The sequence below is a fragment of the Microbacterium sp. Beta genome (assembly GCF_005502545.1).
GTDB lineage: Bacteria > Actinomycetota > Actinomycetes > Actinomycetales > Microbacteriaceae > Microbacterium > Microbacterium oxydans.
On record NZ_SCOG01000005.1, the window covers coordinates 84,866 to 110,633 of the forward strand.

The 25,768-nt window shown below is 65.4% G+C and carries 24 protein-coding genes, 2 tRNA genes and 1 pseudogene; 13 read left to right on the forward strand and 14 right to left on the reverse strand.

The window, feature by feature from the left end; all coding sequences use genetic code 11:
• Positions 1-9: 9 nt before the first annotated feature.
• From FFS56_RS07210 to rpmH, 9 genes and pseudogenes are all read right to left on the reverse strand, one after another.
• Complete coding sequence (locus FFS56_RS07210) at positions 10-1,458, reverse strand: sugar porter family MFS transporter (protein WP_208644284.1); 1,449 nt, start codon at positions 1,456-1,458, stop codon at positions 10-12.
• A 60-nt stretch (positions 1,459-1,518) separates the two neighbouring features.
• Positions 1,519-2,490, reverse strand: a complete 972-nt coding sequence (locus tag FFS56_RS07215; RefSeq protein WP_127012901.1) for a ParB/RepB/Spo0J family partition protein — start codon at positions 2,488-2,490, stop codon at positions 1,519-1,521.
• The gene (locus tag FFS56_RS07220) at positions 2,490-3,365 is read right to left on the reverse strand and encodes a ParA family protein (protein ID WP_227751222.1); all 876 of its coding nucleotides are present in this window, start codon (positions 3,363-3,365) and stop codon (positions 2,490-2,492) included. Before FFS56_RS07220 ends, FFS56_RS07215 begins: the two co-directional genes overlap by 1 nt.
• Before the next feature lie 1,828 nt (positions 3,366-5,193).
• Positions 5,194-5,888, reverse strand: a pseudogene (gene rsmG / locus FFS56_RS07225) (16S rRNA (guanine(527)-N(7))-methyltransferase RsmG).
• Positions 5,854-6,345 carry a R3H domain-containing nucleic acid-binding protein gene (locus tag FFS56_RS07230; RefSeq protein ID WP_046747964.1) on the reverse strand — a complete coding sequence of 164 codons (492 nt, stop codon included), beginning with the start codon at positions 6,343-6,345 and terminating at the stop codon, positions 5,854-5,856. Before FFS56_RS07230 ends, rsmG begins: the two are co-directional and overlap by 35 nt.
• Positions 6,342-7,412, reverse strand: coding sequence for a membrane protein insertase YidC (gene yidC, locus FFS56_RS07235; RefSeq protein WP_058630955.1), 1,071 nt, complete (start codon positions 7,410-7,412; stop codon positions 6,342-6,344). Before yidC ends, FFS56_RS07230 begins: the two co-directional genes overlap by 4 nt.
• A gap of 3 nt (positions 7,413-7,415) precedes the next feature.
• Positions 7,416-7,766: a membrane protein insertion efficiency factor YidD gene (gene yidD / locus FFS56_RS07240; RefSeq protein ID WP_046747966.1), complete on the reverse strand. Its 351-nt coding sequence runs from the start codon at positions 7,764-7,766 to the stop codon at positions 7,416-7,418.
• Entirely contained in the window at positions 7,763-8,119 is a 357-nt protein-coding gene (gene rnpA, locus FFS56_RS07245) for a ribonuclease P protein component (protein WP_082108634.1), read from the reverse strand. Before rnpA ends, yidD begins: the two co-directional genes overlap by 4 nt.
• Before the next feature lie 6 nt (positions 8,120-8,125).
• Positions 8,126-8,263: a 50S ribosomal protein L34 gene (gene rpmH / locus FFS56_RS07250; RefSeq protein ID WP_013584598.1), complete on the reverse strand. Its 138-nt coding sequence runs from the start codon at positions 8,261-8,263 to the stop codon at positions 8,126-8,128.
• Between the two features lie 316 nt (positions 8,264-8,579).
• Here rpmH and dnaA point away from each other — a divergent pair, with 316 nt between their 5' ends.
• The 7 genes from dnaA to FFS56_RS07285 all read left to right on the forward strand — a co-directional run bounded on the left by dnaA (position 8,580) and on the right by FFS56_RS07285 (position 18,618).
• Complete coding sequence (gene dnaA / locus FFS56_RS07255) at positions 8,580-9,974, forward strand: chromosomal replication initiator protein DnaA (protein WP_046747968.1); 1,395 nt, start codon at positions 8,580-8,582, stop codon at positions 9,972-9,974.
• A 495-nt stretch (positions 9,975-10,469) separates the two neighbouring features.
• Positions 10,470-11,612: a DNA polymerase III subunit beta gene (dnaN, locus tag FFS56_RS07260; protein WP_046747969.1), complete on the forward strand. Its 1,143-nt coding sequence runs from the start codon at positions 10,470-10,472 to the stop codon at positions 11,610-11,612.
• A gap of 95 nt (positions 11,613-11,707) precedes the next feature.
• Positions 11,708-12,898: a DNA replication/repair protein RecF gene (gene recF, locus FFS56_RS07265; protein WP_127011442.1), complete on the forward strand. Its 1,191-nt coding sequence runs from the start codon at positions 11,708-11,710 to the stop codon at positions 12,896-12,898.
• The gene (locus FFS56_RS07270) at positions 12,891-13,409 is read left to right on the forward strand and encodes a DciA family protein (RefSeq protein ID WP_127011443.1); all 519 of its coding nucleotides are present in this window, start codon (positions 12,891-12,893) and stop codon (positions 13,407-13,409) included. Before recF ends, FFS56_RS07270 begins: the two co-directional genes overlap by 8 nt.
• Positions 13,410-13,527: 118 nt before the next feature.
• Positions 13,528-15,618, forward strand: a complete 2,091-nt coding sequence (gyrB, locus tag FFS56_RS07275) for a DNA topoisomerase (ATP-hydrolyzing) subunit B (RefSeq protein WP_082108635.1) — start codon at positions 13,528-13,530, stop codon at positions 15,616-15,618.
• Positions 15,619-15,661: 43 nt separating this feature from the next.
• Positions 15,662-18,217, forward strand: coding sequence for a DNA gyrase subunit A (gyrA, locus tag FFS56_RS07280; protein ID WP_046747972.1), 2,556 nt, complete (start codon positions 15,662-15,664; stop codon positions 18,215-18,217).
• Positions 18,214-18,618, forward strand: a complete 405-nt coding sequence (locus FFS56_RS07285) for a DUF3566 domain-containing protein (RefSeq protein WP_017829919.1) — start codon at positions 18,214-18,216, stop codon at positions 18,616-18,618. Before gyrA ends, FFS56_RS07285 begins: the two co-directional genes overlap by 4 nt.
• Positions 18,619-18,688: 70 nt before the next feature.
• Here the strand turns inward: FFS56_RS07285 and FFS56_RS07290 are convergent, their stop codons facing one another.
• A complete protein-coding gene (locus tag FFS56_RS07290; protein WP_046747973.1) occupies positions 18,689-19,399 on the reverse strand; it encodes a VIT family protein in 711 nt (236 codons plus the stop codon).
• 126 nt (positions 19,400-19,525) lie between these two features.
• Between FFS56_RS07290 and FFS56_RS07295 the strand changes: the two genes are divergently transcribed.
• The 5 genes from FFS56_RS07295 (at position 19,526) to FFS56_RS07315 (ending at position 22,641) form a co-directional block, all read left to right on the forward strand.
• Positions 19,526-20,794, forward strand: a complete 1,269-nt coding sequence (locus FFS56_RS07295; RefSeq protein WP_046747974.1) for a histidine kinase — start codon at positions 19,526-19,528, stop codon at positions 20,792-20,794.
• Entirely contained in the window at positions 20,782-21,471 is a 690-nt protein-coding gene (locus tag FFS56_RS07300) for a response regulator transcription factor (RefSeq protein WP_046747975.1), read from the forward strand. Before FFS56_RS07295 ends, FFS56_RS07300 begins: the two co-directional genes overlap by 13 nt.
• On the forward strand, positions 21,468-22,385 hold the full coding sequence (locus FFS56_RS07305; protein WP_127011444.1) for a hypothetical protein: 918 nt from the start codon (positions 21,468-21,470) through the stop codon (positions 22,383-22,385). The genes FFS56_RS07300 and FFS56_RS07305 overlap by 4 nt, the downstream gene beginning before the upstream one ends.
• Before the next feature lie 84 nt (positions 22,386-22,469).
• Positions 22,470-22,543, forward strand: a tRNA-Ile gene (locus FFS56_RS07310).
• Positions 22,544-22,568: 25 nt separating this feature from the next.
• Positions 22,569-22,641, forward strand: a tRNA-Ala gene (locus tag FFS56_RS07315).
• Positions 22,642-22,696: 55 nt separating this feature from the next.
• On the opposite strand, the gene FFS56_RS07320 is transcribed toward FFS56_RS07315, so the two are convergent.
• The 4 genes from FFS56_RS07320 to FFS56_RS07335 all read right to left on the reverse strand — a co-directional run bounded on the left by FFS56_RS07320 (position 22,697) and on the right by FFS56_RS07335 (position 25,179).
• The gene (locus tag FFS56_RS07320; RefSeq protein WP_046747977.1) at positions 22,697-23,143 is read right to left on the reverse strand and encodes a GNAT family N-acetyltransferase; all 447 of its coding nucleotides are present in this window, start codon (positions 23,141-23,143) and stop codon (positions 22,697-22,699) included.
• Positions 23,144-23,174: 31 nt separating this feature from the next.
• Positions 23,175-23,459, reverse strand: coding sequence for an HNH endonuclease signature motif containing protein (locus FFS56_RS07325; RefSeq protein ID WP_307723489.1), 285 nt, complete (start codon positions 23,457-23,459; stop codon positions 23,175-23,177).
• A 103-nt stretch (positions 23,460-23,562) separates the two neighbouring features.
• Entirely contained in the window at positions 23,563-24,687 is a 1,125-nt protein-coding gene (locus tag FFS56_RS07330; protein ID WP_127011445.1) for a Xaa-Pro peptidase family protein, read from the reverse strand.
• Positions 24,688-24,732: 45 nt separating this feature from the next.
• Positions 24,733-25,179 (reverse strand): DUF1801 domain-containing protein, encoded by a 447-nt coding sequence (locus tag FFS56_RS07335; RefSeq protein WP_046747980.1) that lies wholly within the window; start codon positions 25,177-25,179, stop codon positions 24,733-24,735.
• Positions 25,180-25,336: 157 nt separating this feature from the next.
• On the opposite strand from FFS56_RS07335, the gene FFS56_RS07340 reads away from it, so the two are divergent.
• Positions 25,337-25,759 carry an NUDIX hydrolase gene (locus FFS56_RS07340; RefSeq protein WP_046747981.1) on the forward strand — a complete coding sequence of 141 codons (423 nt, stop codon included), beginning with the start codon at positions 25,337-25,339 and terminating at the stop codon, positions 25,757-25,759.
• Positions 25,760-25,768: the final 9 nt, after the last annotated feature.

The window sequence follows — 25,768 nt, forward strand, 5'->3', positions numbered from 1 at the left end:
ACTCCCAGCCTACGTCGGCTGCGGACCCCGCCGGCGCTCCACCTTCATGTTCTCCGTCATGTCCTCGAGCTCCTTGCCCTTGGTCTCCGGCACCTTGAAGAACACGAAGAAGAACGACAGGAGCGCGAAGAACGCGTAGAACCCGTAGGCGAACGTGAGGCCGATCTCGGCGAAGGCCGGGAAGGTGGTGGAGATGAAGAAGTTGGCGACCCACTGTGCCGCTGCGGCCACCGCGAGGGCTCCGGCTCTGATGGAGTTCGGGAAGATCTCGCCGAGCAGAACCCAGACCAGCGGCCCCCAGCTCGCACCGAAGAACACCACGAATCCGTTCGCGCAGACCAGGGCGATCGTGGCCCACGGGTCGGGGAGCGTCGCGGTCCCCTGCGCATCGAGCGTGCCGAACGAGAAGGCCACTGCCATGAGGCCGAGCGTCACGGTCATGCCGACCGAGCCCACCAGCAGCATGATCCGGCGACCGACCTTGTCGACGAGCAGGATCGCCACGATCGTGACCACGATGTTCGTGACCGAGGTGATGACGGAGGTCAGGAGAGCACTGGACTCATCGAAGCCCACCGACTGCCAGAGCGTCGTCGAGTAGTAGAAGATGACGTTGATACCGACGAACTGCTGGAACACGGACAGCAGGATGCCGATCCAGACGATGGGCTTCAGCCCCAGTCGATTGCCACGCAGATCACGCAACGATTCCGAGCGCTCCGTGTTGATCGTGCCGGTGATCTCCTCGATCTTGCCCTGGACATCGACCGTGCCGGTGACGGTCTCCAGCACGTCTGCCGCCCGTTTCAGCTCGCCCTTGCGCACCAGATAGCGCGGAGACTCCGGGAGCCGCAGCGAGACGAGGCCGTAGACCAGCGCAGGGATCGCGGCGACCATGAACATCCAGCGCCAGGCGGTGAGTCCCCACAGCGGCTGGTCTGCCGCACCGGCGATGCCTGCGAGCAGCGCATCGGAGAGCAGCGCGGCGAAGATGCCGGTGACGATCGCCAGCTGCTGCAGCGAGCCCAAGCGTCCTCTGATCGCTGCGGGTGACACCTCGGCGATGTACGCCGGCGCGATCACGGAGGCGGCACCGACCCCCAGTCCTCCGATCACCCGCCAGATGATGAGGTCGACGACGCTGAAGGCGAGACCGGATCCGATCGCGGAGATGAAGAACATGGTGGCTGCGACCACCATCACGGGGATGCGCCCGTACTTGTTGGAGACGGGGCCGGCGAACCAGGCGCCCACGGCACATCCGATGAGGGCTGACGACACGGCGAAGCCCTTGAGCGCAGTACCGAGGTCGAATCCGGACACGTCGCCCGCGAGCGCGTCGACCGCGCCGTTGATCACAGCCGTGTCGAATCCGAAGAGGAATCCACCTAACGCTGCGGCGATACTGACCGCGATCACGCGGCGTTTGATGGCTGCTGGACCGGCTGTTCTCGACATGACATCCCCCTCGTCGTCACGATGACGCGAGTCTAGGCTAGCGCTGCCGCTGGCGGGACCTCACTTCGACGAGCCGTAACCGCCTTCTCCGAGCTCCTCGAGAATCCGATTGAGATCCTGGATGGAAGCGAAATCGATAGTGACCTGCCCTTTTCGCGCTCCCAATGCGATCTTCACACGCGTGTTGAGACGGTCGCCGAGCTTGCCGGCCACCTCATCCAGATACGCGCGTCGCGCACCCGGGGTCGGCTTCGCGGACGACCCGGCACGGGGCTGTGCCTTCGCCGCTTCCTCCGTCGCGCGCACCGAGAGGTCTTCATTCACGACCTTGTCCGCAAGGCGCTGCATCGACTCCGGTGTCTCGAGACTCAGGATCGCTCGCGCGTGCCCGGCAGTGAGCACTCCGGCAGCCACCCGCTGCTGCACCGGGACGGGGAGCTTCAGCAGTCGAATCGTGTTGCTAATCTGCGGGCGGGAACGGCCGATGCGCGTGGCCAGTTCCTCCTGGGTGATTCCGAAGTCGTCGAGCAGCTGCTGGTATGCAGAGGCCTCTTCGAGCGGGTTCAGCTCCGAACGGTGGAGGTTCTCCAGCAGGGCGTCGCGCAGCAGATCCTCGTCTGCAGTGTCACGGACGATCGCGGGGATGACGTCGAGGCCGGCCTCGCGCGCAGCACGCGTGCGGCGCTCCCCCATGATGAGCTCGTACTCGCCATCGGCGTTCTTACGAACCACGACGGGCTGCAGCACCCCGAACTCTCGGACGCTGTGCACCAGCTCTGCGAGATCCTCGGGGTCGAAGTGCGTCCGAGGCTGACGCGGATTCGCGACGATGCTGTTCGGGTCGACCTGGACCAGATGAATGCCGGGTACATTCTCGAGCTCCGGCGCCTCGGTATCGGCCGCGGGAGCCTCCTCGGCGCTCGTCTGTCGCAGGCTCGCGCCCGGGAAGAAGACATCGACGGGACGTTCCGACTGATCCGCCGTGGGGATGAGGGCACCGATGCCCCGGCCCAGTCCAGTGCGCTTCGCCATCATTTCTCCTTGCTCTGCGTCGCTCTGCGCGACGCGATCTCAACAGCGGCCTCACGGTATGCGATCGCGCCGGCGGATTGGGCGTCGTAGGCGATCACGGTCTGGCCGAAACTCGGGGCCTCGGATACCCGCACGGATCGAGGGATAACGGTCTCCAGCACCTGCTCGGGGAAATGTGTTCGCACTTCCTCCGCGACCTGCTGTGCCAGACGGGTACGCCCATCGAACATCGTCAGCAGGATCGTCGAGAGGTGGAGCACCGGGTTCAGGTGCTTCTGGATCATTTGGATACTGCCGAGCAGTTGGCTCAATCCTTCCAGTGCGTAGTACTCGCACTGGATGGGGATGAACACTTCTGTCGCGGCGGTGAAGGCATTGATCGTGAGCAGGCCCAGGGAGGGTGGGCAGTCGATGATGACGAAGTCCATCGGGTGCTCTGCGAGGTACACGTCGAGCGCGCGACGAAGACGATGCTCTCGAGCGACCTGCGCGACCAGCTCGATCTCCGCCCCCGCGAGGTGGATCGTGCTCGGTGCGCAGAAGAGGTTGGGATCCTCCGGGCTCTGCTGCACGATGTCTGCCAGCGGAAGCTCGTCGATCAGCACGTCGTAGACACTGGAGACCTCAGCACTGTGGGGTACTCCCAGGGCTGTGGATGCGTTTCCCTGCGGGTCGAGGTCGATGACCAGCACCTTCCCGCCCATCCCTGCCAGTGCGGAAGCGATGTTCACGGCGGTGGTGGTCTTTCCCACTCCACCCTTCTGGTTCGACACCGTGAGAACGCGGGTTTCTCCGGTGAACTCCACGGCGACCCCTTCGAGTGCGCGCCTGCGGGCGGAGAGGTCAGCGAGTTCCCGCGCAAGCGGCGTGTCCATCCCGAACGATTCGCTCGAGGATGTCTTCTCGGATGGTTTCACGTGAAACATCCACTCCTTTCGGGGCCGCGTTCCACTCTAATCGCAAGCAGAGACGTTCGATGACGAGAGCACTGTCGCAGCTCGAGCGAAGCACGTCGGGGTCCTCGTTCCCGCGGCCAGTCTCCGCGATGCTGGTTTCTCCTGCTCCGCTTCCTGCGACGGATGGCGGGTGTTTCACGTGAAACAGTGCGCACTGTGGCGATGATGACATCAGCTAGCGTGCCGGGCTGCCCTCTCCCGGTGCTTGCGGGCACAGCGCACCCCACTTGCAGGAGTCTCAACAGTAGACGGAGTGTGCCGGGGCCGCCTGATGGTATCACCGACAGAGTGACGAGCTTCGATGCGCTCGGCACCGCCACGCCGGTCATGTTTCGGTGTCACCACCCGCTGACTCAGACGGGAGTGGTTCTCACGCCTCTGGCCGGCCACGGCGAGGAACTCCGCCCCTGCGCTGCGCCACGCGTGCGGTTTCAGACGTCCCTGTGTCGGCAGAGCAGGCGGGCGCCGTCCGACTCTCAGCCACCAACAACTTCTATCCCCCGGGTGCCTGCGACACTCCGTCTATCCTCAGGCGCTTCCGGCGCACGTCGAGATCTGTTTTATACCGCACAGAGGATGACTCAGCCCACTCTCTTCGACCAAAGGGCCGTCACAGGCGGTCTGGTCTGCATGTTTCACGTGAAACACCTTCGAGCGGCGAAACCATGAAGCCGTCGTATGCCATCCGCCGCGCAGCCACCAGGAGCTTCTCACCGCCGGCTGCCTGCGACACTCCGTCTGTTGTCAGGGACCGGACGCGCGACAGAGGATGACTCGGCCAACTCTCCTCGACCAGGGGGCCGGCATAGGTGGTCCGGTCTGCATGTTTCACGTGAAACACCTTCGAGAGGCAAGACCATGAGGCTGGCGTAGGCCATCCGCCGGGCAGTAACCAGGAGCTTCTCACCGCCGGCTGTCTGCGACACTCCGTCTAGTCTCAAGGACTTGGGCGCGCGACAGATCTGTTCTCTACCGCGCAGAGCAAGCCCCCTCCTCGACGCAGAGGGCTTCATCAACGGTCCGATCTGCATGTTTCACGTGAAACACGGTAGAAGAGCAACATTATGAAGCCGCCACCCTTCGATGTCGGGATTCGCTTGAACCTAGGCCGGACGATTCCCGGCCACCGATCTCTCACAGTGGACCGCCCCATCATGCGGGGCTAGCGCAACACGAACACCCCGGGTCTATGCCAGGGCTTCACGTCAGGGGTGTTGTGCCTCGAATGTCGCGCCACGGATGTCTCGTGGTTACACGCCAGATGTCCGAGTCGACAACTCTCCTCCCAGGACGCCGCGCGCCCGGAACTCCCCCTCTTTGGCGTACCCGTTTCACGTGAAACACCGCGTACGCGGACGGCACCAGAGCCATCACGACGCAGCGCACGAGGATGCCTGGCTCCTGGTGCTCACGAGACGTAGTGCACAACGATTCCGAGCTTCTCCCAGCGATGCAGAACCATTCGAGCGACATGATGCCGATGGCGATGGCGATGGTGAGGTGTCCTAACTGGGGAGCTGCGGCGATAGGGCTTCCCCTCCCGGCGAACATCGCGCTGCGTGCGGCGCGCGCCTTCAGGTGGGCAGTCGGTCTCGTCGAGGTCGTGAGAGCCCTGGTTGGTCGCGCGCGGAGCGAGGCATTACGGGCGCCAAAGCGCGGAGACGGTGATGCCCGAGCGATGACGCCCTGCCGATGAACACGAAGGGGGATGTTTCACGTGAAACATCCCCCTTCGATGAAGACGTGACTAGCGGACGCGCGCGCGAATCACCCGAGTCGTCTCGGGGATGACTCCCTCACCCAGAACCTCGACGCGAACGTCCGAGAGGCGGAACTTCTTGATCTGCTTCTGTGCGGCATCGATCTCGTTCGCTGCATTCATGCCTTTGAGCAGGGCGAGCTCACCACCATCGCGAACCAGCGGAGCGGTCAGCGGAATCAAGGTACGGAGCGCACTCACCGCACGAGCGGTGACCACATCGAAGCCCTCCGGAGGACGTACGTCCTCCGCGCGAGCTCGCAGCACCACGACGTTGGGCAGATCCAGCGCCTCCACCTGCTCGTTGAGCCAGGTGACCCGTCGTTCCATCGGCTCGATCAGCGTCCACTGCACATCAGGACGCGCGATTGCGAGCACGAGCCCCGGTAGGCCGGCCCCCGAACCGATATCCGCCACCGAACCGTAGAACAGCGGAGCGGCGATCGCACTGTTGAGGATATGTCTCGTCCACAGACGCGGGAGCTCGAGAGGACCGATGAGGCCGCGCTCCTCCCCCTCGCGCGAAAGAGCAGCCGTGAAGGCACGCGCCGCGTCGATACGATCCCCGAAGAGACCGGCAGCGGAGGAGGGCTCCTGCTCGAGATCACTCATGAGCGTCCCCGTTCGACCGATGTTTCACGTGAAACGTCAGCGTCGGCGCAGGACCGTGTGACGGTCAGCACCCTCGCCGTAGGACTCGGAGACCAGGCCCCGGTCGGCGGCGATGTCATGGACGAGCTTGCGCTCATAGCTCGACATCGAGGGCAGAGATGCCTGGGAGGAACCCTCGTCGAGTTTGGCGGCCGCGGCGTCGACCAGGGTCTCCAGCTGGCGACGACGCGTGTCGCGCGAGCCTGCGATGTCGAGGATCAGTCGTGAGAAGGAACCGGTCTTGCTCTGCACCGCGAGACGAGTCAGCTCCTGCAGAGCCTGCACGGTCTCCGGAGCGGAGAGCAACGCCAGCGCATCGCCTTCAGCCTCGACGGAGACGTATGCCCGACCCTGCCGCACATCCAGGTTCAGATCACCGTCGATGTCCGCGATGTCGAGAAGCTCCTCGAGGTAGTCCGCCGCGACGTCTCCCTCGTTCTCGAGCTGGGCCACAGTCGGCTCGGTGTTGTCGGTCATGGTCTCGCTCATGAACCGCTCCCCTTCTTCTTCGCACGCTTCTTGCCGACCGGCTGCTGACGCTTCGGTGCTTCTGCCTTCGCCTTCTCGGCCTCTTCGAGCAGACGCTGCTGCTCAGCCTCGTAGGCAGCCATCGGAACGACCTTGCCGGAGGAATCGATCGCCTTGCCCTTGCGTGCAAGACGCTCCTCACGTGCCTTGGCAGCTTCGGAACCGGGAGTGGGCATCTCGCGGATGACGAGGAACTGCTGACCCATGGTCCAGAGGTTCGAGATGAACCAGTACACGACGACGCCGAGCGGGAAGAAGACACCCGAGAAGATGAAGCCCAGCGGCAACACGTACAGCATGATCTTCTGCATCTGGTACGCCTGGCCGGTCTTGGCCTCGGGCGACAGGTTCTTGGAGATGATCTGCAGCTGCGTGAAGAACTGCGACCCGATCATGAGCACCACGAGCGTGACCAGGATGATGATGGCCGTCGTGTTCTGCGCATCGATCGCGTTACCCAGCGTCTCGTGCAGCGACGCCACACCGAACAGCTTCGCGTCGTAGAACTCCTTCGTCAGCTCCGGGCTGAGGAGACCGACACCACCGATGTTGTCTCGAGCGTGCTTGCTGACATCGCTCAGCACGCTGTAGAGCGAGAAGAAGATCGGCATCTGCACCAGAAGCGGCAGACAGCTCGACATCGGTGTCGTACCGTGCTTCTTGTACAGCGCCATGGTCTCGCGGCTCATGGCCTCACGCGAGAGCTGATCCTTCTTGCCGCGATACTTCTCCTGAACTTTTCGCAGTTCAGGAGCGATTTCCATCATCTTGCGCTGGCTCTTGATCTGCTTGACGAACAGCGGAATGAGAGCAGCACGGACGACGATCACGAGTCCGACGATCGACAGCACCCAGGTGATGCCGGAGGCCGCGGGCAGACCGACAGCCGTCAGCAGCCAGTGCCAGGCGACGAGGATCAGCTCGACCACCCACTTGAGCGGCCACAGGATGGTGCCGATCAGATCGAAGCCACCCCCCGCCGGTTGAGGGCTGGGAGTCGCGCTGGCGAGCAGAAGGTCAAGACCCACCGATCAGTCCTTTCGGGAAGGGACGACGAAACCGTGTGCGGTCAGGTCGTAACGGAAGTGTTCGTGCGGACGGACGTCATCGACGCCGCCGGTGGTCCAGGGGTTGCAGCGGAGGATGCGCCATGCGGAGAGCGCCGCCCCCTTCACTGCGCCGTGCTGCTGCACCGCACCTACAGCGTAGGCGGAACAGCTGGGGTAGTACGCACAGACATCTCCATACATCGGCGAGATGACCTTGCGGTAGGCGGTGAGGAACCCCAGCACGAGATTCCGCGGGATCACCGGAATGCTCCGCACCAGGTCCTGCGCATGCAGATGTGCGGTCCCGACGGACGAAGCAGGAAGGGCGGTCATGCCGACACCGCGGAAGCCGCCGGCTCCAGGCGGCGGAGGCACCGATCGACATCGGCTCGAAGCTCCGCGTAAGAGGCGGTCGCAGACGCAGGAAGGGCACGGATGACGACATCCGTGCCCTCAGGAACCCGTGGAAGCGCCTCCGCGCACACCGCCTTGAGCCGACGACGCACGGAATTGCGCACCACTGCGGTGCCCACCTGCTTGCTGATGATGAATCCGAACCTCGCGGCTCTGTTCTCGCCCGTGGTCAACACCGAGGTGATGACACGCGCCCCGCCACAACGGGATCCGCGACGAACGACCAGACGATAGTCGCTCCCGCGAGTCAGCCGATACGGGCGGGCGAGCACAGCGGACTACGCAGAGAGCTCGGTGCGGCCCTTCGCGCGGCGGGCGGCGAGGATGCCACGGCCGGCACGCGTACGCATGCGGGCGCGGAAGCCGTGCTTCTTGGCGCGACGACGGTTGTTGGGCTGGAAGGTGCGCTTGCTCATGGAATCACTCCGGGAATGCTGCCACCGGGTTCACTTCGACCGGAGACATGGGGTACTGCCAAAAATGGCATAAGTCAACCAAGTAAGGGTACGTCTTACCGGCGCACAGAGCAAATCTGGGCTCTCACGGAGCCGTCGCGCGGTACCGGGTGCACAGCCATTATCCACAACCTCCGGACCTCGCGTCGACGCAACACGCCCGCGTGATTCCAAGGGCAGGTTGCCGTTCACAGCCGGGATGACTACCGTGGCATCCTAAGTTATCCACAGGGGACACGGCACGTAGACCCCGCCTCGATCACCCGTCCGGAGCGTCATGTCCTCACCTGCCCAGCCCGATGTCCCCATCTGGACCACGGTGCAGGAGCTTCTGGTCGACGACGACCGGGTGACACCCCAACTGCAGGGCTTCCTCAGCCTGGCTGTTCCGGCCGGAGTGATGTCGGCCACGCTCTATCTCGAGGTTCCGAACGATCTCACTGCCGCGCAGATCAACAAGCGTCTGCGTCTCCCGATCATGGAGGCCCTCTCGCACATCGGCGAGGAGGTCACCTCCTACCGCGTCGTGGTCAACCACGAGCTCGCCGAGCAGCAGACCGCGCCGATCGCCGTCGGCGACTTCGGTCGTCAGGAGCAGACGCGCAGCGAATCCCCCATGGAGCCTGCGCCCACCCCGATGCGCCACGAGTCGCGCCTCAACCCGAAGTACACCTTCGACAACTTCGTGATCGGACAATCCAACCGCTTCGCCCATGCAGCCGCCGTCGCGGTTGCCGAAGCACCGGCCAAGGCGTACAACCCCCTCTTCATCTACGGCGACTCCGGACTGGGCAAGACCCACCTCCTCCACGCCATCGGCGATTACGCGCAGTCCCTCTACGCGGGGGTGAAGGTCAGATACGTCTCCAGCGAGGAGTTCACGAACGACTTCATCAACTCCATCGCCAACAACCGGGGTGCTGCCTTCCAGGCGCGATACCGGGAAGTCGACATCCTCCTCATCGACGACATCCAGTTCCTGCAGGGGCGGGCCGAGACCCAGGAAGCCTTCTTCCACACGTTCAACACCCTGCACGACCACAACAAGCAGGTGGTCATCACCAGCGACGTGGCTCCCAAGCTCCTCACCGGCTTCGAGGACAGGATGCGCAGCCGCTTCGAGTGGGGTCTCATCACCGACGTCCAGGCGCCCGACCTGGAGACCCGCATCGCCATCCTCCGCAAGAAGGCCCAGAGCGAGTCTCTGCACATCCCCGACGAGGTGCTCGAGTACATCGCCACGGTGGTGTCATCCAACATCCGCGAGCTGGAGGGTGCACTGATCCGAGTCTCCGCGTTCGCGAGCCTCAATCGATCGCCTCTCGACATCGCGCTCGCCCAGACCGTGCTGCGCGACATCATCGACACGGCAGAGGACAACATCATCTCGCCGACCGACATCATCACGGCGACCGCGCAGTACTTCAAGCTCACCGTCGACGACCTGTACGGGTCCAGCCGCTCGCAGCAGATCGCCACCGCTCGACAGATCGCCATGTACCTGTGCCGGGAACGGACGAACCTCTCCCTCCCCAAGATCGGGCAGCTGTTCGGCAACCGCGACCATACGACCGTCATGTACGCGTACAAGAAGATCAGCGAGCTCATGAAGGAGCGTCGCTCCATCTACAACCAGGTCACCGAGATCACGACCCAGCTGGGACGGCGCTGACACGCCGCGTCTCGGAAAAAGGGGAGGTCCGCACCTGATCGGGTGTGGACCTCCCCTTTTTTGTCACGCGGACTGGGGTTCTGATCTCTCGATTGATGCCTCTATGCACATGTGGATAACTTGTGGATGACCGTGGATTCGATCGGGACGAATGTGGGTCGATCACCCAAACCTGTGGATAACTCCGGGAGGGGCTTCGAGCACCTCACCCCCGCCAACCCGCGGATTCCTCAGGGTTTCCACAACTGACAACTGTGTAGTTCCCTACTGGCTCTTGCTATCCACCGACTTATCCACAGTATCCACAGCTGTTAACACCGTTAAGGAGTTAAGTCATTCAGGGCGCGATCCGATCACCAGACGGTGTGGAGAGCCGACCGTCGAATGACAGGAACCTCGGCGTAGGGATACGCCGGACTGTGGGGCTAGCATGGGAAGCCCTGCACCGGCAGGGCCGACGACAACGCGTCACAGTTCGACGACAAGGGAGCACCCGTGAGGTTTCAGGTCAACCGCGATGTCTTCAGCGAGGCTGTCTCGTTCGTCGTCAAGCTCCTGCCGCAGCGCAACCCACAGCCGATCCTCGCGGGAGTGCTGATCGAGGCGGACGGTTCCGGCCTCACGCTCTCGGCATTCGACTACGAGGCCTCCGCTCGAACCACCATCGAAGCCACGGTGGAGACCCCGGGCACGATCCTGGTCCACGGTCGACTTCTCTCGGACATCGCCAGCCGCCTCCCGAACGCTCCGATCGAGATCGCGGTCGAGGAAGACGGCGGCATCGCGGTGACCTGTGGCTCCGCGCGGTTCACCCTCGCAGCCATGCCGGTCGAGGAATACCCCTCCATCCCCGAGGTCACCGGCTCGTCGGGAGTCGTTCCCGCCGACGACTTCGGCACCGCCATCGCGCAGGTCGGATTCGCGGCTTCACGCGATGACGTCACGCCGGTCCTCACGGGTGTGCAGCTCGAGGTCTCCGGTCAGACCCTGAGTCTTGTCGCCACCGACCGCTACCGCGTCTCGCTCCGAGACGTGCCGTGGGACGGTGAAGCGGTCGAGGCCACCGCGCTGGTTCCCGCGCGCACGCTGCTGGAGGTCGGGAAGACCTTCGGACACGCCGGAACGATCCAGGTCGCGTTCTCCGGAGCCGGCGACCGCGAGATCATCGCGTTCACCGCAGGAAACAAGACCGTCACCTCGCTCCTGATCAAGGGCAACTTCCCGCCGGTGCGTCGTCTGTTCCCCGAGCAGACGGACCACTACGCGGTCGTGAACACCGCCGACCTGGTCGAAGCGGTCCGCCGCGTATCGCTCGTCCTCGATCGCGCCGCTCCGCTGCGTTTCACGTTCTCGAACGACAGCGTCACCATGGACGCCTCCGGCGGAGACCACGCGCGCGCTTCCGAGTCGGTCGACGCGATCCTCTCCGGCGGTGACGAGGTCACGCTCGGACTGAATCCGCAGTACCTGATCGAGGCTCTCGGCGCCGTGAAGAGCGAGTTCGTGCGCGTCACCTTCACATCGAGCGACAACGCCAACAAGCTCAGCCCGGTCCTCATCACGAGTCAGACCTCGGTCGATCAGGCCGGCCTCGACTCGTTCAAGTACCTGCTGCAGCCCAACCTCCTCCTGCGCTGACCCCGCTCGGCGAGAGCAGGGAGCTTAACGCCTCCCCATCCCCGAGATTCACCGACACTGAATCAGGTGTCGGACACCGAAGGTAGGCTGACTCCGTGATTGTGGAGCACCTGAGTCTGGTCGATTTCCGCAATTACGCGACCGCCGAACTCGTTCTGCACCGCGGTCCGAACGTCCTCGTGGGCAGGAACGGCCAGGGCAAGACGAACCTCGCCGAAGCGGTCGTGTTCCTGGCGACTCTGGGGTCGCATCGTGTCTCCTCGGACGCTCCGATGGTCCGCGACGGACAGGAGTTCGCCGTCATCAGGGCTCGCCTCTCTCACGGGGAGCGCCGTGTCCTCGCCGAGGTGCAGGTGAACCGGCAGGGATCGAACAAGGCGCGCATCAACGGGTCGCCGTCGAGGCCGAACGAGCTCCCCCGGTATGCACACGTCGTGCTGTTCGCTCCGGAGGATCTGCAGATCGTGAGAGGCGATCCCTCGGCTCGTCGTCGGTTCACCGATCAGCTCCTCATCCAGCGCACCCCGAGACTCGCCGCCGTCCTCGCCGACTACGACCGTGTGCTCAAGCAACGGAACGCCCTCCTGAAGTCGGCCAGGGCCAGGGGAATCCGCGGCGAGGCGCTGAGCACTCTCGATGTATGGGACGACAAGCTCGTCTCCCTCGGTTCGGAGATCATCACCGCTCGACAGCGCCTGGCCGTGGATCTGCAGCAGCCGGTCGCCGATGCGTACGAGGCGATCGCCGGGGCCGACCACCGCCCGCAGCTGGAATGGGCCCTCTCGGTCGGCGGAGGAGATCCCGAAGAGGGCGAAGATGCCGCGGACGGAGGAAACGCCGGATCATCGGTCGACCGGCTCGGAGATCCCGGGCACATCGCCGAGTTGTTCCGCGCCTCGCTCGCGGCGAAGCGGTCGAACGAACTCGACCGCGGACTCACCCTCACCGGTCCGCATCGCGATGACCTCGTGCTGCGTGTTCGCGACCTCCCTGTGAAGGGCTATGCATCGCATGGCGAGTCGTGGTCTGTGGCCCTCGCGCTGAGGCTGGCCTCGGCCGAGCTGTTGCGCAGCGAGTCCCCGGCCGGAGATCCCGTCCTCATCCTCGACGACGTCTTCGCGGAACTCGATGCCGATCGTCGACAGCGCCTCGCCGCCCTGACGGCAGGATACGAACAGGTGGTGGTGACGGCAGCGGTGGAGGAGGATATCCCCGAGGTGCTGCACGCGCACGTGGTGCGGATCAGCGCTGGAACGATCAGCGACGAGAGGGGGACGAATGACTGACGCGGCATCGAACCCCCCGATCTCCACTCCGCCGGCTGACGTCCCGGAGACGATCGGCACGTACCTGCGACTGCGCGGCCTGCAGCCGAGCTCGAAGAGCTGGAAGCGCAAGCGGCGCATCACCACGGACGACGACAACGCTCCGTTCACGCCGGGGCGCGATCCCGGCGCGCTCGGCGCCGTGCTCGACAAGCTGAGTCGGGACTCGGGATGGCAGATCACCCTCGCGCGGGAGGACCTCGTTCGGCAGTGGGCCGACCTCGCTGGTGCCGACACCGCGAAGCACTCGGAGCCGGTGTCTCTGGAGCGCGGTCTGCTCACCGTCAAGTGCGATTCGACGGCGTGGGCGAAGAACCTGCAGTTCATGCGGGCGACGATCCTCACAGAGATCGGTCGACGGTATCCGGATGCGGGCGTGGAGAACCTCCGGTTCATCGGACCGGACGTCCCCTCGTGGAAATGGGGTCCCAGAGCCGTTCCAGGACGGGGCCCACGCGATACCTACGGGTAGGGCACCATCCGAGGGGGTCGAAACGCTCAGAGGCCCACACACGGCCGTTGAGCGGCATTTCTCGACGAAACTCCGCTAGAATGGGAGTTCGTGATATCGATGTGGAGAATGCCCTCTGATGACGCCTGAATCCCCTGCTGACGAGACGGAATCGAACACCGGGGGAACCCCCGCCCCTTCGACTGGCTCAGGGACCCAGACTCCACAGCCCGCACCCAAGGCGAAGCAGCCCGGAGAGTACGGCGCGGATTCGATCCAGATCCTCGAGGGCCTCGAGGCTGTGCGCAAGCGCCCTGGCATGTACATCGGGTCGACCGGTCCCCGAGGCCTGCACCACCTGGTCTACGAGATCGTCGACAACTCGGTCGATGAGGCGCTGGCCGGCTACGCCGACACGATCCTGGTGACGATGCTCGCCGACGGCGGCGTGCGCGTCGTCGACAACGGCCGAGGAATCCCGGTCGACCCGCACTCGTCGGACCCGAACAAGTCGACGGTCGAGGTCGTCCTCACGATCCTGCACGCCGGCGGAAAGTTCGGCGGCGGCGCGTACGCCGTCTCCGGTGGACTGCACGGCGTCGGCTCCTCCGTCGTGAACGCCCTTTCGACGCGGTTCGACGTGGAGGTCAAGCAGAAGGGCTTCGTCTGGCGGCACAGCTTCGCCGACGGCGGTGTCCCCCAGCAGAAGCTCGAGAAGGGCGAGGCGACCGACGAGACCGGGACGAGCATCACGTTCTGGCCCGACGCGGAGATCTTCCAGGAGACGACCGAGTTCGACTACGACACCCTCCGCACGCGGTTCCAGCAGATGGCGTTCCTCAACAAGGGGCTGCGCATCGAGCTGCGCGACGAGCGCGAGTCGTCGGCCTACGAGGTCGAGGAGGACGGCGCGACCGTCACCAAGCAGCCCGGCGATGTGTTCTTCTACGAGCGCGGTCTGGTGGATTACGTCGAGTACCTCAACAAGGTGCGCCACGCCGAAGTGGTCAACGACGAGATCATCGCCTTCGAGTCGGAGGACACCGAGCGCAAGATCTCGCTCGAGGTCGCGATGCAGTGGACGACCTCGTACACCGAGAACGTGTTCACCTATGCCAACACCATCAACACCCACGAGGGCGGAACGCACGAGGAAGGCTTCCGTGCGGCACTGACGACCCTGGTCAACAAGTACGCGCGAGCGAACAACCTCCTCAAGGAGAAGGACGACAACCTCTCCGGCGACGACGTGCGCGAGGGACTGACGGCAGTCATCTCGATCAAGCTCGGCGAGCCGCAGTTCGAGGGGCAGACCAAGACGAAGCTCGGCAACACCGAGGCGAAGGCGTTCGTGCAGAAAGTGGTCGGCGATCAGCTCGGCGACTGGTTGGAGCGCAACCCGAACCAGGCGAAGAACATCATCCGCAAGGCGATCGATGCGGCCACGGCTCGTCTCGCCGCGCGGAAGGCCCGTGAGACGGCGCGTCGCAAGAGCGTCTTCGAGTCGGCGGCCATGCCGGACAAGCTCAAGGACTGCACGAGCAAGGATCCGTCGATCAGTGAGATCTTCCTCGTCGAGGGTGACTCGGCAGGTGGTTCCGCCGTGCAGGGTCGAGACCCTCACACCCAGGCGATCCTGGCCCTCCGAGGAAAGATCCTCAACGTGGAGCGCGCGCGTCTCGACAAGGCGCTCGGCAACAAGGAAGTCCAGGCGATGATCCAGGCCTTCGGCACCGGCATCGGCGAAGAGTTCGACATCGAGAAGGCGCGCTATCACAAGATCGTGCTGATGGCCGATGCCGACGTGGACGGTCAGCACATCACCACCCTGCTGCTGACGCTCCTCTTCCGCTACATGCGCGGGCTCATCGAGGCCGGTTTCGTGTACCTCGCCATGCCGCCGCTCTACCGGCTCAAGTGGTCGAACTCGGCTCACGAGTACGTGTTCAGCGACGCCGAGCGCGACGCCCTGCTGAAGCACGGCATCGAGAACGGCAAGCGCATCCCGAAGGATGCCGGCATCCAGCGCTACAAGGGTCTCGGTGAGATGAACCCGAAGGAGCTGTGGGAGACGACGATGGATCACACCACGCGCACCCTGCAGCAGATCACCATCGAAGACGCGGCCGCGGCCGACGAGATCTTCAGTGTGCTGATGGGCGAAGACGTCGAGTCCCGACGCAGCTTCATCCAGCGCAACGCCAAGGACGTCCGCTTCCTCGACATCTGATGCCCGCGGGCTCAGACCAGATGTGTGACAGAGAGATTGATTGATGACTGACGAAGAACGCACCGAGCCGGAACACGACCACGGCAAGATCGATCAGGTCGACCTGCAGTCGGAGATGCAGCGCAGCTACCTCGACTACGCCATGGCCGTCATCGTGGGGCGTGCGCTCCCCGATGTGCGCGACGGCCTCAAGCCGGTGCACCGCCGTGTCATCTACGGCATGTACGACGGTGGATTCCGTCCTGACAAGTCGTTCTCGAAGTGCGCCCGTGTGGTCGGCGAGGTCATGGGTCAGTACCACCCGCACGGTGACTCGGCGATCTACGACGCCCTCGTGCGACTGGTGCAGCCGTGGTCTCTGCGGTATCCGCTGGCCCTCGGGCAGGGCAACTTCGGCTCCCCCGGCAACATGGGTGCCGCGGCTCCGCGATACACCGAGACCAAGATGGCTCCGCTCGCGCTCGAGATGGTGCGCGACATCGAAGAAGACACCGTCGACTTCACCGACAACTACGACGGCCAGACGCAGGAGCCGACGGTCCTGCCCGCCCGTTTCCCGAACCTGCTCGTCAACGGCTCGGTCGGCATCGCGGTCGGAATGGCCACCAACATCCCGCCGCACAACCTGCGCGAGGTGTCCGACGCGGCGCTCTGGGCACTCGACAACCCCGGCATCTCCCGCGAGGAACTGCTCGAAGGCCTGATCCAACGCATCCCGGGCCCGGACTTCCCCACCGGCGCGCAGATCCTCGGCACCAAGGGCATCCACGAGGCGTACCGCACCGGCCGCGGCTCGATCACCATGCGCGCGGTCGTCAATGTGGAGGAGATCCAGGGTCGTACCTGCCTCGTCATCACCGAGCTGCCGTACCAGGTCAACCCGGACAACGTGGCGGTGAAGATCGGCGACCTCGCCCGTGACGGCAAGATCACCGGCATCGCCGACATCCGTGACGAGTCGTCGGACCGCACGGGTCAGCGCCTGGTCGTGGTGCTCAAGCGCGACGCGGTCGCCAAGGTCGTGCTGAACAACCTGTACAAGCACACGCAGCTGCAGGAGAACTTCGGCGCGAACATGCTCGCGATCGTCGACGGCGTCCCCCGGACGCTCGCGATCGACGGGTTCATCTCGAACTGGATCTCCCACCAGATCGACGTGATCGTGCGACGGACCGAGTTCCGCCTTCGCGAGGCCGAGAAGCGCATGCACATCCTGCGCGGGTACCTGAAGGCGCTCGATGCGCTCGACGAGGTCATCGCGCTGATCCGTCGTTCGCAGACAACAGCCGACGCCAACGAGGGCCTGCAGAAGCTTCTCGACATCGACGAGATCCAGGCCGATGCGATCCTGCAGATGCAGCTGCGCCGGCTCGCAGCCCTCGAGCGTCAGAAGATCATCGATCAGGCGAACGAGCTCGAGGCGCAGATCACCGACTACAAGGCGATCCTGGCCGACGAGGGCCGTCAGCGGACCATCATCCGGGAAGAGCTGACCGGCATCGTCGAGCGTTTCGGCGACGAGCGCCGCACCCACATCCTGCACGGCTTCGACGGCGACGTCTCGATGGAGGACCTCATCGCCGAAGAGGAGATGGTGGTCACCGTCACGCGCGAGGGCTACATCAAGCGCACGCGCAGCGACAACTACCGTTCGCAGCACCGCGGCGGCAAGGGCGTCAAGGGTGCCCAGCTGCGGGCGAACGACATCGTCGAGCACTTCTTCGTGACGACCACGCACCACTGGCTGCTGTTCTTCACCGACAAGGGTCGCGTCTATCGCGCGAAGACGTACGAGGTGCCGGAGGCCGGTCGCGACGCCAAGGGCATGCACGTGGCGAACCTGCTCGCCCTGCAGCCCGACGAGAACATCGCCCAGGTGCTCGACATCCGCGACTACCAGGTGGCGGACTATCTGGTGCTCGCGACGCGTGACGGACTGGTCAAGAAGACCCGTCTCGACAACTACGACACCAACCGTCAGGGCGGTGTCATCGCGATCCGTCTGAACGAGGAGGACGAGCTCGTCAGCGCGCTGCTCGTGAACGCCGAGGACGACATCCTCCTCATCAGCCGTCGAGGCATGTCGGTGCGCTTCGAGGCGACAGATGAAGCCCTGCGCCCGATGGGCCGGGCGACGGCCGGTGTCCGCGGGATGAAGTTCAAGATCGATGAGGACTGCCTGCTCTCGGCATCCGTCGCCGCGCCGGGGAAGTTCGTCTTCGTGGTCACCGACGGCGGCTATGCGAAGCGCACCGCGGTGGAGGAGTACCGGGTTCAGGGTCGCGGCGGAACGGGCATCAAGGTCGCCAAACTCAACGATGATCGGGGCACTCTCGCGGGTGGTCTGATCGTCTCCGAGGACGACGAGGTCTTGGTGGTTCTGTCCAGCGGCAAGGTGGTACGCTCTGCCGTGGCCGAGGTCCCCGCCAAGGGTCGAGACACCATGGGAGTGGTGTTCGCCCGTACGACGGAGGCCGACCGCATCCTCGCCATCGCCCGTAACGGTGAGCGCGGCCTCGCCGAAGAAGAGGCCGATGCGGAGGACGCAGAGACCCAGGCCCCCGAGACGACCCAGACCCCTGAGGATACAGACGCATGAGCACAGTGGCCGACAAGCTGGCGAAGAAGTCGACCCGCAAGACCAGCGGAAAGCAGGTACGCCTCCGACTGGTCTACGTGGACTTCTGGTCGGCCGTGAAGCTCTCGTTCCTCGGAGCCGTGGCCCTCGCGGTCGTCACGATGGTCTCGTTCTTCCTCATCTTCCTCGTGTTCCAGGCGACGGGGATCATGACGACGGCGGAGAGCTTCCTGCTCGGCATCACGGACAACACGTTCGTGCTGTCCGAGGTCGTGGGACTGCCGCAGGTGATGGCCTTCGCCGCCGTGGTGGCGATCCTGAACCTGATCGTCTTCACGGTGCTCGGCGCCGTGGTCGCCGGAATCTACAACCTCGCGGTGAAGGTGACCGGCGGACTGCTCGTCGGCTTCATGTCGAACTGATCCTCGGTACGGATCCACGAAGGGCGGGTGCTGCGGCACCCGCCCTTCGTCGTTGCTCGGCGCGGGATCGCTAGACCACGCCGGTCGTACCGAGCAGGGTGCCGATGAGCCAGGTCGCCGCCAGCGCGAGTCCGCCGCCGACGACCAGCCGTATGGATGCGCGCATCGGAGCGGAGCCGCCGATCTTCGCCGACAGGGTTCCCGTCACCGCGAGCGCGAGAAGCACTGCGACGAACGTCACGGGCACGCGCCATTCCGGAGGGGGAAGGAGGATGGCCAGCAACGGCAGCAGTGCTCCGAGAGTGAACGCCACCGCGGAGGAGAGGGCCGCGTGCCACGGGTTCACGAGGTCATCCTGATCGATGCCCAGTTCCACTTCCAGATGGGCGGAGAGGGCGTCGTGCGCGGTGAGTTCCTCGGCCACCTGGCGCGCTGTCTCCGGCGAGAGCCCGCGGTCGCGATAGAGCTGGGTGAGTTCGTCGAGCTCCACGGCCGGCATCGTACGGAGCTCTTCGCGCTCCTTCGCGATCAGTGCCCTCTCACTGTCACGCTGACTGCTCACCGACACGTACTCGCCGAGGGCCATCGAGATCGCGCCTCCGACGAGGCCGGCGATTCCCGCTGTGAGAAGTGCGGCGTTGTCGGTCGTGGCGCCGGCCACCCCGACGACGAGTGAGGCGACCGAGACGATGCCGTCGTTCGCGCCGAGCACTCCTGCGCGCAGCCAGTTCAGCCGCTGACCGAGACCGGTGCCGTGCGGTTCCCCCTCATGCGTACTCATGCCCCCAGTGAAGCAGAACCGTCGTGGTCGAACCGGGACGACCACGGGAACTCTTACGGAAAACCCGAATCGGAGTGTCCGGTTGGCTCGCTGTCGTGGCCTCCCCCACCGCCGTACCTTGGAACCATGACCACTCAGACTGCGACCCCGGCTTCCGCAACAGCGGTGAAGCCGCCGTTGCGCATCTTCCTCACGATCCTGCATCTGGCAGGCGTCGGCGTCCTGGGCGGCGCCATCTTCGGCACGCTCGGAGGCCTCCTCGGTACCGGACTCGGACTCCTCTTCGTCGCCGGTATCGGTCTGGTCCTGCTCGTCGGCTTGGTCTATGCCCTCTACGGTCTCGGCTGGTTCGAGATCGCTCGGGTCGGGTCTCTGTACCGGACTCCGGTCGGCCCCCTGCGGCTGCAGCCACGCGACCGCCCCGGCTTCGTCGGATGGCTGCGCGCATTGGGCCGGCAGGCGATCGATGGACGCATGTGGCGCGCTGTCGCCAACTTCGCCATCTCCGCCGTGCTCGGGTGGGTCGTGCTTCGGCTGTTCTGGGGCCTGATCTGGTCGATCGTCGTCTCGTTCGCACCGCTCACCGGAGTCGACTCCGTGATGGGACCGTTCGGCGGCGGGGGCATTCCTGCCGAGTGGGCCCCGCTCATCGGGATCCTGGGCATCGCAGCCTGCGTCGTCGGGATCATCGGCCTCGCACTGCTGCATCGCACCCTGTCGCTCGCGATCGTCATCCGCAGCAGGGAGACGGAGCTCACCGAGCGTGTCCGCACCTCGACGGCCCAGCGCGAGGGGGCCGTGCGCGCCGCCGATGTCGAGCGCACCCGCATCGAGCGCGATCTGCACGACGGCGTCCAGCCCCGTCTCGTCTCCGTGGGGATGACGCTCGGGCTCGCTCAGCAGAAGATCGACAGCGATCCCGGTGCGGCGAAGGAACTCATCAACGAGGCTCACACCTCGACGAAGGCGGCCATCACCGAGCTGCGTCAGCTCGCACGCGGCATACATGCCTCTGTGCTGGACGACCGGGGGCTCGACGCCGCGCTGTCGGCACTCGCGGGACGCTCCCACATCCCCGTGCACCTCGACGTGCGGATGGACGGTCGGTGCAGTCGCGAGGCCGAGGCCGCCGTGTACTTCTCGATCGCCGAGTCCCTGACCAACGCGGCGAAGCACTCCCGAGCCAGCGAGGCCCGTGTGGTCGTGCGGCTGCGTGACGGCAACACGCTGTGGGCGCGGGTCGAGGACAACGGCATCGGAGGAGCGCAGGTGCAGCCGGGCGGTGGTCTCGACGGCATCGCGAACCGCATCCTCGCCGCCGGCGGAACCTTCCGCCTCGACAGTCCTCAGGGCGGTCCGACCAGCCTGGAGGTGAGCGTCCCGTGCGCATCCTGATCTGCGAGGACTCGGTCCTGCTGCGCGAGGGCCTGGTCCGTCTGCTCGAAGACGCCGGTCACCAGGTGGTCGCCGCTCTTCCCGACATCGAGGGTCTCGACCAGGCCGTCGTCACGGAGGAACCCGATCTGTGCATCCTGGATGTGCGTCTCCCTCCGACCTTCACAGACGAGGGGATCCGGGCCGCTCTCGGTCTGCGGTCGACCCACCCGTCGCTCGCGATCCTCGTGCTCTCCCAGTACGTCGAGGAGCGTTACGCCTCCGACCTGATCGCGGCGCAGGGTGGCCCTCTCGGCTACCTGTTGAAGGATCGGGTCGCCGACGTCTCGGAGTTCCTCGCCTCCGTGCAGCGGATCTCCGAGGGAGCCACCGTGCTCGACCCCGAGGTCGTCGCCCAGCTGCTGACACGGCGCAACCGTGATGATCGGATGCTGCGGCTCACCGAGCGCGAGCGCACCGTGCTCGCACTGATCGCCGAGGGCAAGTCGAATCAGGCGATCGCCGGACTGCTGTTCCTCTCCGAAGCCAGCGTCGAGAAGCACATCACCTCCATCTTCCAGAAACTGGGCTTCGAACAGGACGAGTCGGGCAACCGCCGTGTGCTCGCCGCCCTCGCCCACATCGAGAACACCGGTGGCACGACGCCGCCGACCGGCCAGACAGGAGTGGCACGATGACCACCGACAACAACGGGGACCAGGGCGGGCACACCCCGCTCACCCCGCCACCCGCCTCCGTTCCGCATCCTGACGCTCCGCACGCGGCTCCGACCCCTCCTCCCGCCGGCCGCTCGTCCGGTGCGACCGCGGTCATGGTCGTGACGGCGGTGGTCGGTGGGCTCGCACTTCTCGGCGCCGGCGGAACAGCAGCCGCGGCAGCCGTCGGCACCATCGCCACTTCGAACCGTGCCGACTCCGTGCAGAGCGTGGGTGTCGCTGGGCTGGAGAGCATCGACCTCTCCGCCGACGCCAGCAGCATGCGGGTCGAGTTCGGCGACGTCGACGAGGCCACACTCGCCATCACGAACGGACGCGGTACCCCGTGGAGATTCGAACGTGACGGCGATGAGCTGGTCGTGCGGAGCCCGCAGGGGGTCTTCGGATGGTGGATCGGCGGCTGGTTCGGTGAGGAGGAGATCGCTGTGCTCACGCTCCCGGAGAGCCTTCGCGACGCGGGACTCGATGCCGACCTGAACCTCAATGCGGGCAGCCTCGATGTGGCCGGAGACTTCGGGATCCTCGATGTCAGTGTGAACGCGGGTGCTCTCGACATCCAAGGAGCCGCGAAAGAGCTCGACGTGCAGATGAGCGCCGGTCGTGCCGACATCCTGCTCGACGGCATCGCCCAGGCCGACCTCGGTGTCTCCGCGGGCGATCTCACCGTGGAGCTGACGGGAACGCCTCCCGCGCTGACATCCATCGACGTCAGTGCCGGCACCCTCGATCTGACCGTTCCCGACGTCGAGTACGCGATCTCTCAGGAGATCAGCGCGGGCACGCTGAACGCCGAAGTGGATGAGGCGTCGAGCTCGCGGAGGACGATCGACGTCTCCCTCTCGGCCGGCACCGCGACCATCCGACCGGGTCGCTGAAGACGATCGAGGGGGAGACACTCCCGGGTGCTCCCCCTCGATTCGGATTTTCCGTCGTTCTCCGGTAAAGTCTTGGAGGTTGACGGGGCTATAGCTCAGGCGGTTAGAGCGCTTCACTGATAATGAAGAGGTCCCAGGTTCAAGTCCTGGTAGCCCCACTCCTTAACTCAAGAAATCCCTCACGGGGCCTTAGCTCAGTTGGTAGAGCGCCTGCTTTGCAAGCAGGATGTCAGGAGTTCGAATCTCCTAGGCTCCACAGGATGAAGAAGCCCCTGGCACCTGCCGGGGGCTTCTTTCCTTCGGTCACCGTCTCAGTCGAGATCGATCTCGTAGTGGATCATGCCCGACCGCGACGCGACACGATCGTAGAGGCCCCGCGCCGTGGTGTTCGACTCCGCCGTGAGCCAGTAGAGCTTGGACGACCCGTGCTGCTCCGCCCATGCGCGCACGTGAGTGATCAGCGCCCTGCCGACACCACCGCCGCGCACGTCTGGCGCGACGAAGAGATCTTCCAGATAGCAGTAGTCCGTGATCGTCCAGGTGCCGGCGTGCGTCAGCCAGTGGACGATGCCGACCGCGACGCCGTTGTCATCGCGGGCGATCGCACCACGGATCCCCGATCCGCGGTCGACGAGTCTCCTGAAGGTCGCCGACGTGGTCGCGTCATCGAGGTCGGTCTCATAGAAGGACAGGTACCCCTTCCAGAGCACCTCCCATTCGGGGCGGTCCTCGGCAGTGATCGCAGCGATCGTCGTCATGAGTCGAGAGTAGCGAGTGCGCGCACCGGCTTCATTCGGCGGGTCGAAGCCCCCGGAGGATCGTGGCGTGCCGCACGAGGAATGTCCGTTCGTCGAGCTTCTTGCGGCGCAGCCAGCCCGTCACCTCGTCATTGTGCTTGCTCGCATTGCAGGAGGCGCACGCCGGAACCACGTTCTCGAGCGTGTAGCGGCCGCCGCGGGACACCGGTTGGATGCAGTCGCGCTGCAGAGCGGCGCCGTCTCCCCCGCAATACGCACACCCGCCCCAGGCGTCCATCAGGGCGTACCACTGCTCATCGGTGAGGTCGTTGTCCACGCGCGCGAGGCGATTCTGTCGACGTCGGGCGTAGCGCGCGCGGGTCGCCGGCGACGCATTGGCGGACGATACCTTGCGACGGCGCTGCATATCCGGGTGCGTCTCAGTCGGAGCCGACCGAAGTCAGGCCGTGCGGTGCGACGTTCAGTCGCTGGCCACCCTCGGCCGTCACGACGACGATGTCCTCGATGCGGGCACCCCATTCGCCGGCGAAGTAGATACCAGGTTCGATGCTGAAGGCCATGCCCTCGCGGAGCACCAGATCGTTGCCAGGGGCGATGTACGGCTCTTCGTGCACCGAGACTCCGATTCCGTGGCCGGTGCGGTGCAGGAACGCCTCCCCGAGGCCTGCTTCGTCGAGAACGGTTCGCGCTGCGGCATCCACTTCGGAGGCGGTGGCTCCGGGGCGCACGGCATCGACCGCAGCCTGCTGCGCGCGCACCAGCACTCCGATGCGCTCAGCTGCGGCGGGGTCGGGGGTTCCGACCACGTACGTCCTGGTGCTGTCGGAGTTGTAGCCGCTCGGGACAGCCCCACCGATGTCGACCACGACCACGTCGCCTTCTTCGATCACGCGGTCCGAGACCTCGTGGTGAGGGTCCGCACCATTCGGGCCCGATCCGACGATCACGAACTCCACCGTGCGGTGCCCTTCGGCGACGATCGCCTCGGCGATGTCGGCAGCCACCTCGCGTTCGGTGCGTCCGGCACGAAGCCACTCAGGCACGCGCCGGTGCACCGCGTCGATGGCGTCTCCGGCACGGCGCAGCTCTCTGATCTCCTCGGCATCCTTGATCATGCGGCTCTCGCGCAGCACCGGTGTGGCGAGCTCGAGGCGCACACCCAGGCGCTTACCGATCGGGATGACGTGCAGGGCGGTGAGGGCGTCGGACACACCGACGCGTGCCACCGCACCCGCTGCCTCGCCGACCAGCGCGTAGGGATCCTCTCCGTCCACCCAGTCCGCGACGCGGATGCCGAGCTCACCGGCGGCCGTGGTTCGCAGCTTGGCGAGTTCCATCCGCGGCACCACCACCGTGGGCGTGACTCCGGGACCGATGACGAGTGCGGTGAGCCGCTCGATGGTGTCGCCCTCCACGCCCAGCAGGTACTGCAGGTCGGGTCCAGGGCCCACGATGACGGCATCGATTCCCGCTTCAGCCGCGAGCGTTGCGGCGTCGGCGAGGCGGGCGGCGTACACGGATGCGGGGAAGGGCAGTGTGCTCACGGCTCAACGGTACTGCCCGAGCGGACTCGGGGCACCAGGGTGTCGTCAGCTGATCGCCTGTCTGATGCGTTCGGCCAGGAAGTCGAGGTCGGCCTTCGTGAGGTCGGTCACGGCATAGGCGGTCGGCCACACGGTTCCGTCGTCGAGGTTCGAGATCGGTTCGAACCCGAACGTTCCGTAGCGGACCTTGAACTTGCTGGCCGGCTGGAAGAAGCAGAGCACCTTGCCGTCGCGACCCCACGCCGGCATCCCGTAGTAGGTGCGGGGGACCAGGTCGGGGGCGACCTCGGAGACCAGGTCATGCAGCTTCTTCGCCAGGGCCTGGTCTTCGGGTGTGAGCTTCTCGATCGCCTCCTTGATGTCGGCCTCCCCCGCGGCGCGGAGCTCCTCCGGGGACTTCTTCGCCCTGGAACGGCGCGTGCGCGCTTCCTTCGCGGCAGCCTGCATGGCCTCGCGTTCCTCGGCGCTGAAGTTCTTCTCTTTCTCGGCCATGATCGGTCCTCTCCGGGTGCTGTCCGTTGTGGAGATCACATTACGGAGGACGGAGGACCGAGCGCTTCTCGATTCCTGATCGATCGGAGCGGACCGTCGGTTTCCGGAGCGTGACGCACGGTCATCGACCGCCTTCGCTGACGGATAGTGTGTGTCCATGGACCTGCGTGTCGCGGCGTACGCGGTCGTCACCGATGACGACGGACGGCTGCTGTTGGCGCGCTGGACGGAGGGTCGTCGCGTCGCGTGGACGATGCCCGGGGGTGGGCTCGAGCCGGGTGAATCTCCGGAAGACGCCGTACGTCGAGAGCTCCGCGAGGAGACCGGCTACACGGTCAAGGTCGGCGAGCTCCTCGGCATCCATTCCCGTGTGATTCCCGCGGGTCGTCGAGTGCAGAAGGCAGCAGAACCGCTGCACACGCTGCGCATCGTCTACCGAGCCGAGGTCACCGGTGGCAAGCTGCGCTTCGAGACCGGCGGTTCGACCGACATGGCCGAGTGGTTTCCGCTGAAGGCGGTGGCCGAGCTGCAGCGGGTGCGGCTGGTCGACATCGCCATGCGGATGGCCGGGATCCTCTGAACCGACCGA

Coding starts and splice junctions, on each gene's coding strand:
- dnaA (WP_046747968.1), top strand. CDS start 8,580: ATGTCCTCACCTGCCCAGCCCGATGTCCCCATCTGGACCACGGTGCAG.
- rpmH (WP_013584598.1), bottom strand. CDS start 8,263: ATGAGCAAGCGCACCTTCCAGCCCAACAACCGTCGTCGCGCCAAGAAG.
- yidD (WP_046747966.1), bottom strand. CDS start 7,766: ATGACCGCCCTTCCTGCTTCGTCCGTCGGGACCGCACATCTGCATGCG.
- FFS56_RS07340 (WP_046747981.1), top strand. CDS start 25,337: ATGGACCTGCGTGTCGCGGCGTACGCGGTCGTCACCGATGACGACGGA.
- FFS56_RS07290 (WP_046747973.1), bottom strand. CDS start 19,399: ATGAGTACGCATGAGGGGGAACCGCACGGCACCGGTCTCGGTCAGCGG.
- gyrB (WP_082108635.1), top strand. CDS start 13,528: ATGACGCCTGAATCCCCTGCTGACGAGACGGAATCGAACACCGGGGGA.
- FFS56_RS07285 (WP_017829919.1), top strand. CDS start 18,214: ATGAGCACAGTGGCCGACAAGCTGGCGAAGAAGTCGACCCGCAAGACC.
- FFS56_RS07295 (WP_046747974.1), top strand. CDS start 19,526: ATGACCACTCAGACTGCGACCCCGGCTTCCGCAACAGCGGTGAAGCCG.
- gyrA (WP_046747972.1), top strand. CDS start 15,662: ATGACTGACGAAGAACGCACCGAGCCGGAACACGACCACGGCAAGATC.
- FFS56_RS07335 (WP_046747980.1), bottom strand. CDS start 25,179: ATGGCCGAGAAAGAGAAGAACTTCAGCGCCGAGGAACGCGAGGCCATG.
- FFS56_RS07210 (WP_208644284.1), bottom strand. CDS start 1,458: ATGTCGAGAACAGCCGGTCCAGCAGCCATCAAACGCCGCGTGATCGCG.
- FFS56_RS07215 (WP_127012901.1), bottom strand. CDS start 2,490: ATGGCGAAGCGCACTGGACTGGGCCGGGGCATCGGTGCCCTCATCCCC.
- FFS56_RS07220 (WP_227751222.1), bottom strand. CDS start 3,365: ATGGACACGCCGCTTGCGCGGGAACTCGCTGACCTCTCCGCCCGCAGG.
- FFS56_RS07270 (WP_127011443.1), top strand. CDS start 12,891: ATGACTGACGCGGCATCGAACCCCCCGATCTCCACTCCGCCGGCTGAC.
- FFS56_RS07230 (WP_046747964.1), bottom strand. CDS start 6,345: ATGAGCGAGACCATGACCGACAACACCGAGCCGACTGTGGCCCAGCTC.
- FFS56_RS07320 (WP_046747977.1), bottom strand. CDS start 23,143: ATGACGACGATCGCTGCGATCACTGCCGAGGACCGCCCCGAATGGGAG.
- FFS56_RS07305 (WP_127011444.1), top strand. CDS start 21,468: ATGACCACCGACAACAACGGGGACCAGGGCGGGCACACCCCGCTCACC.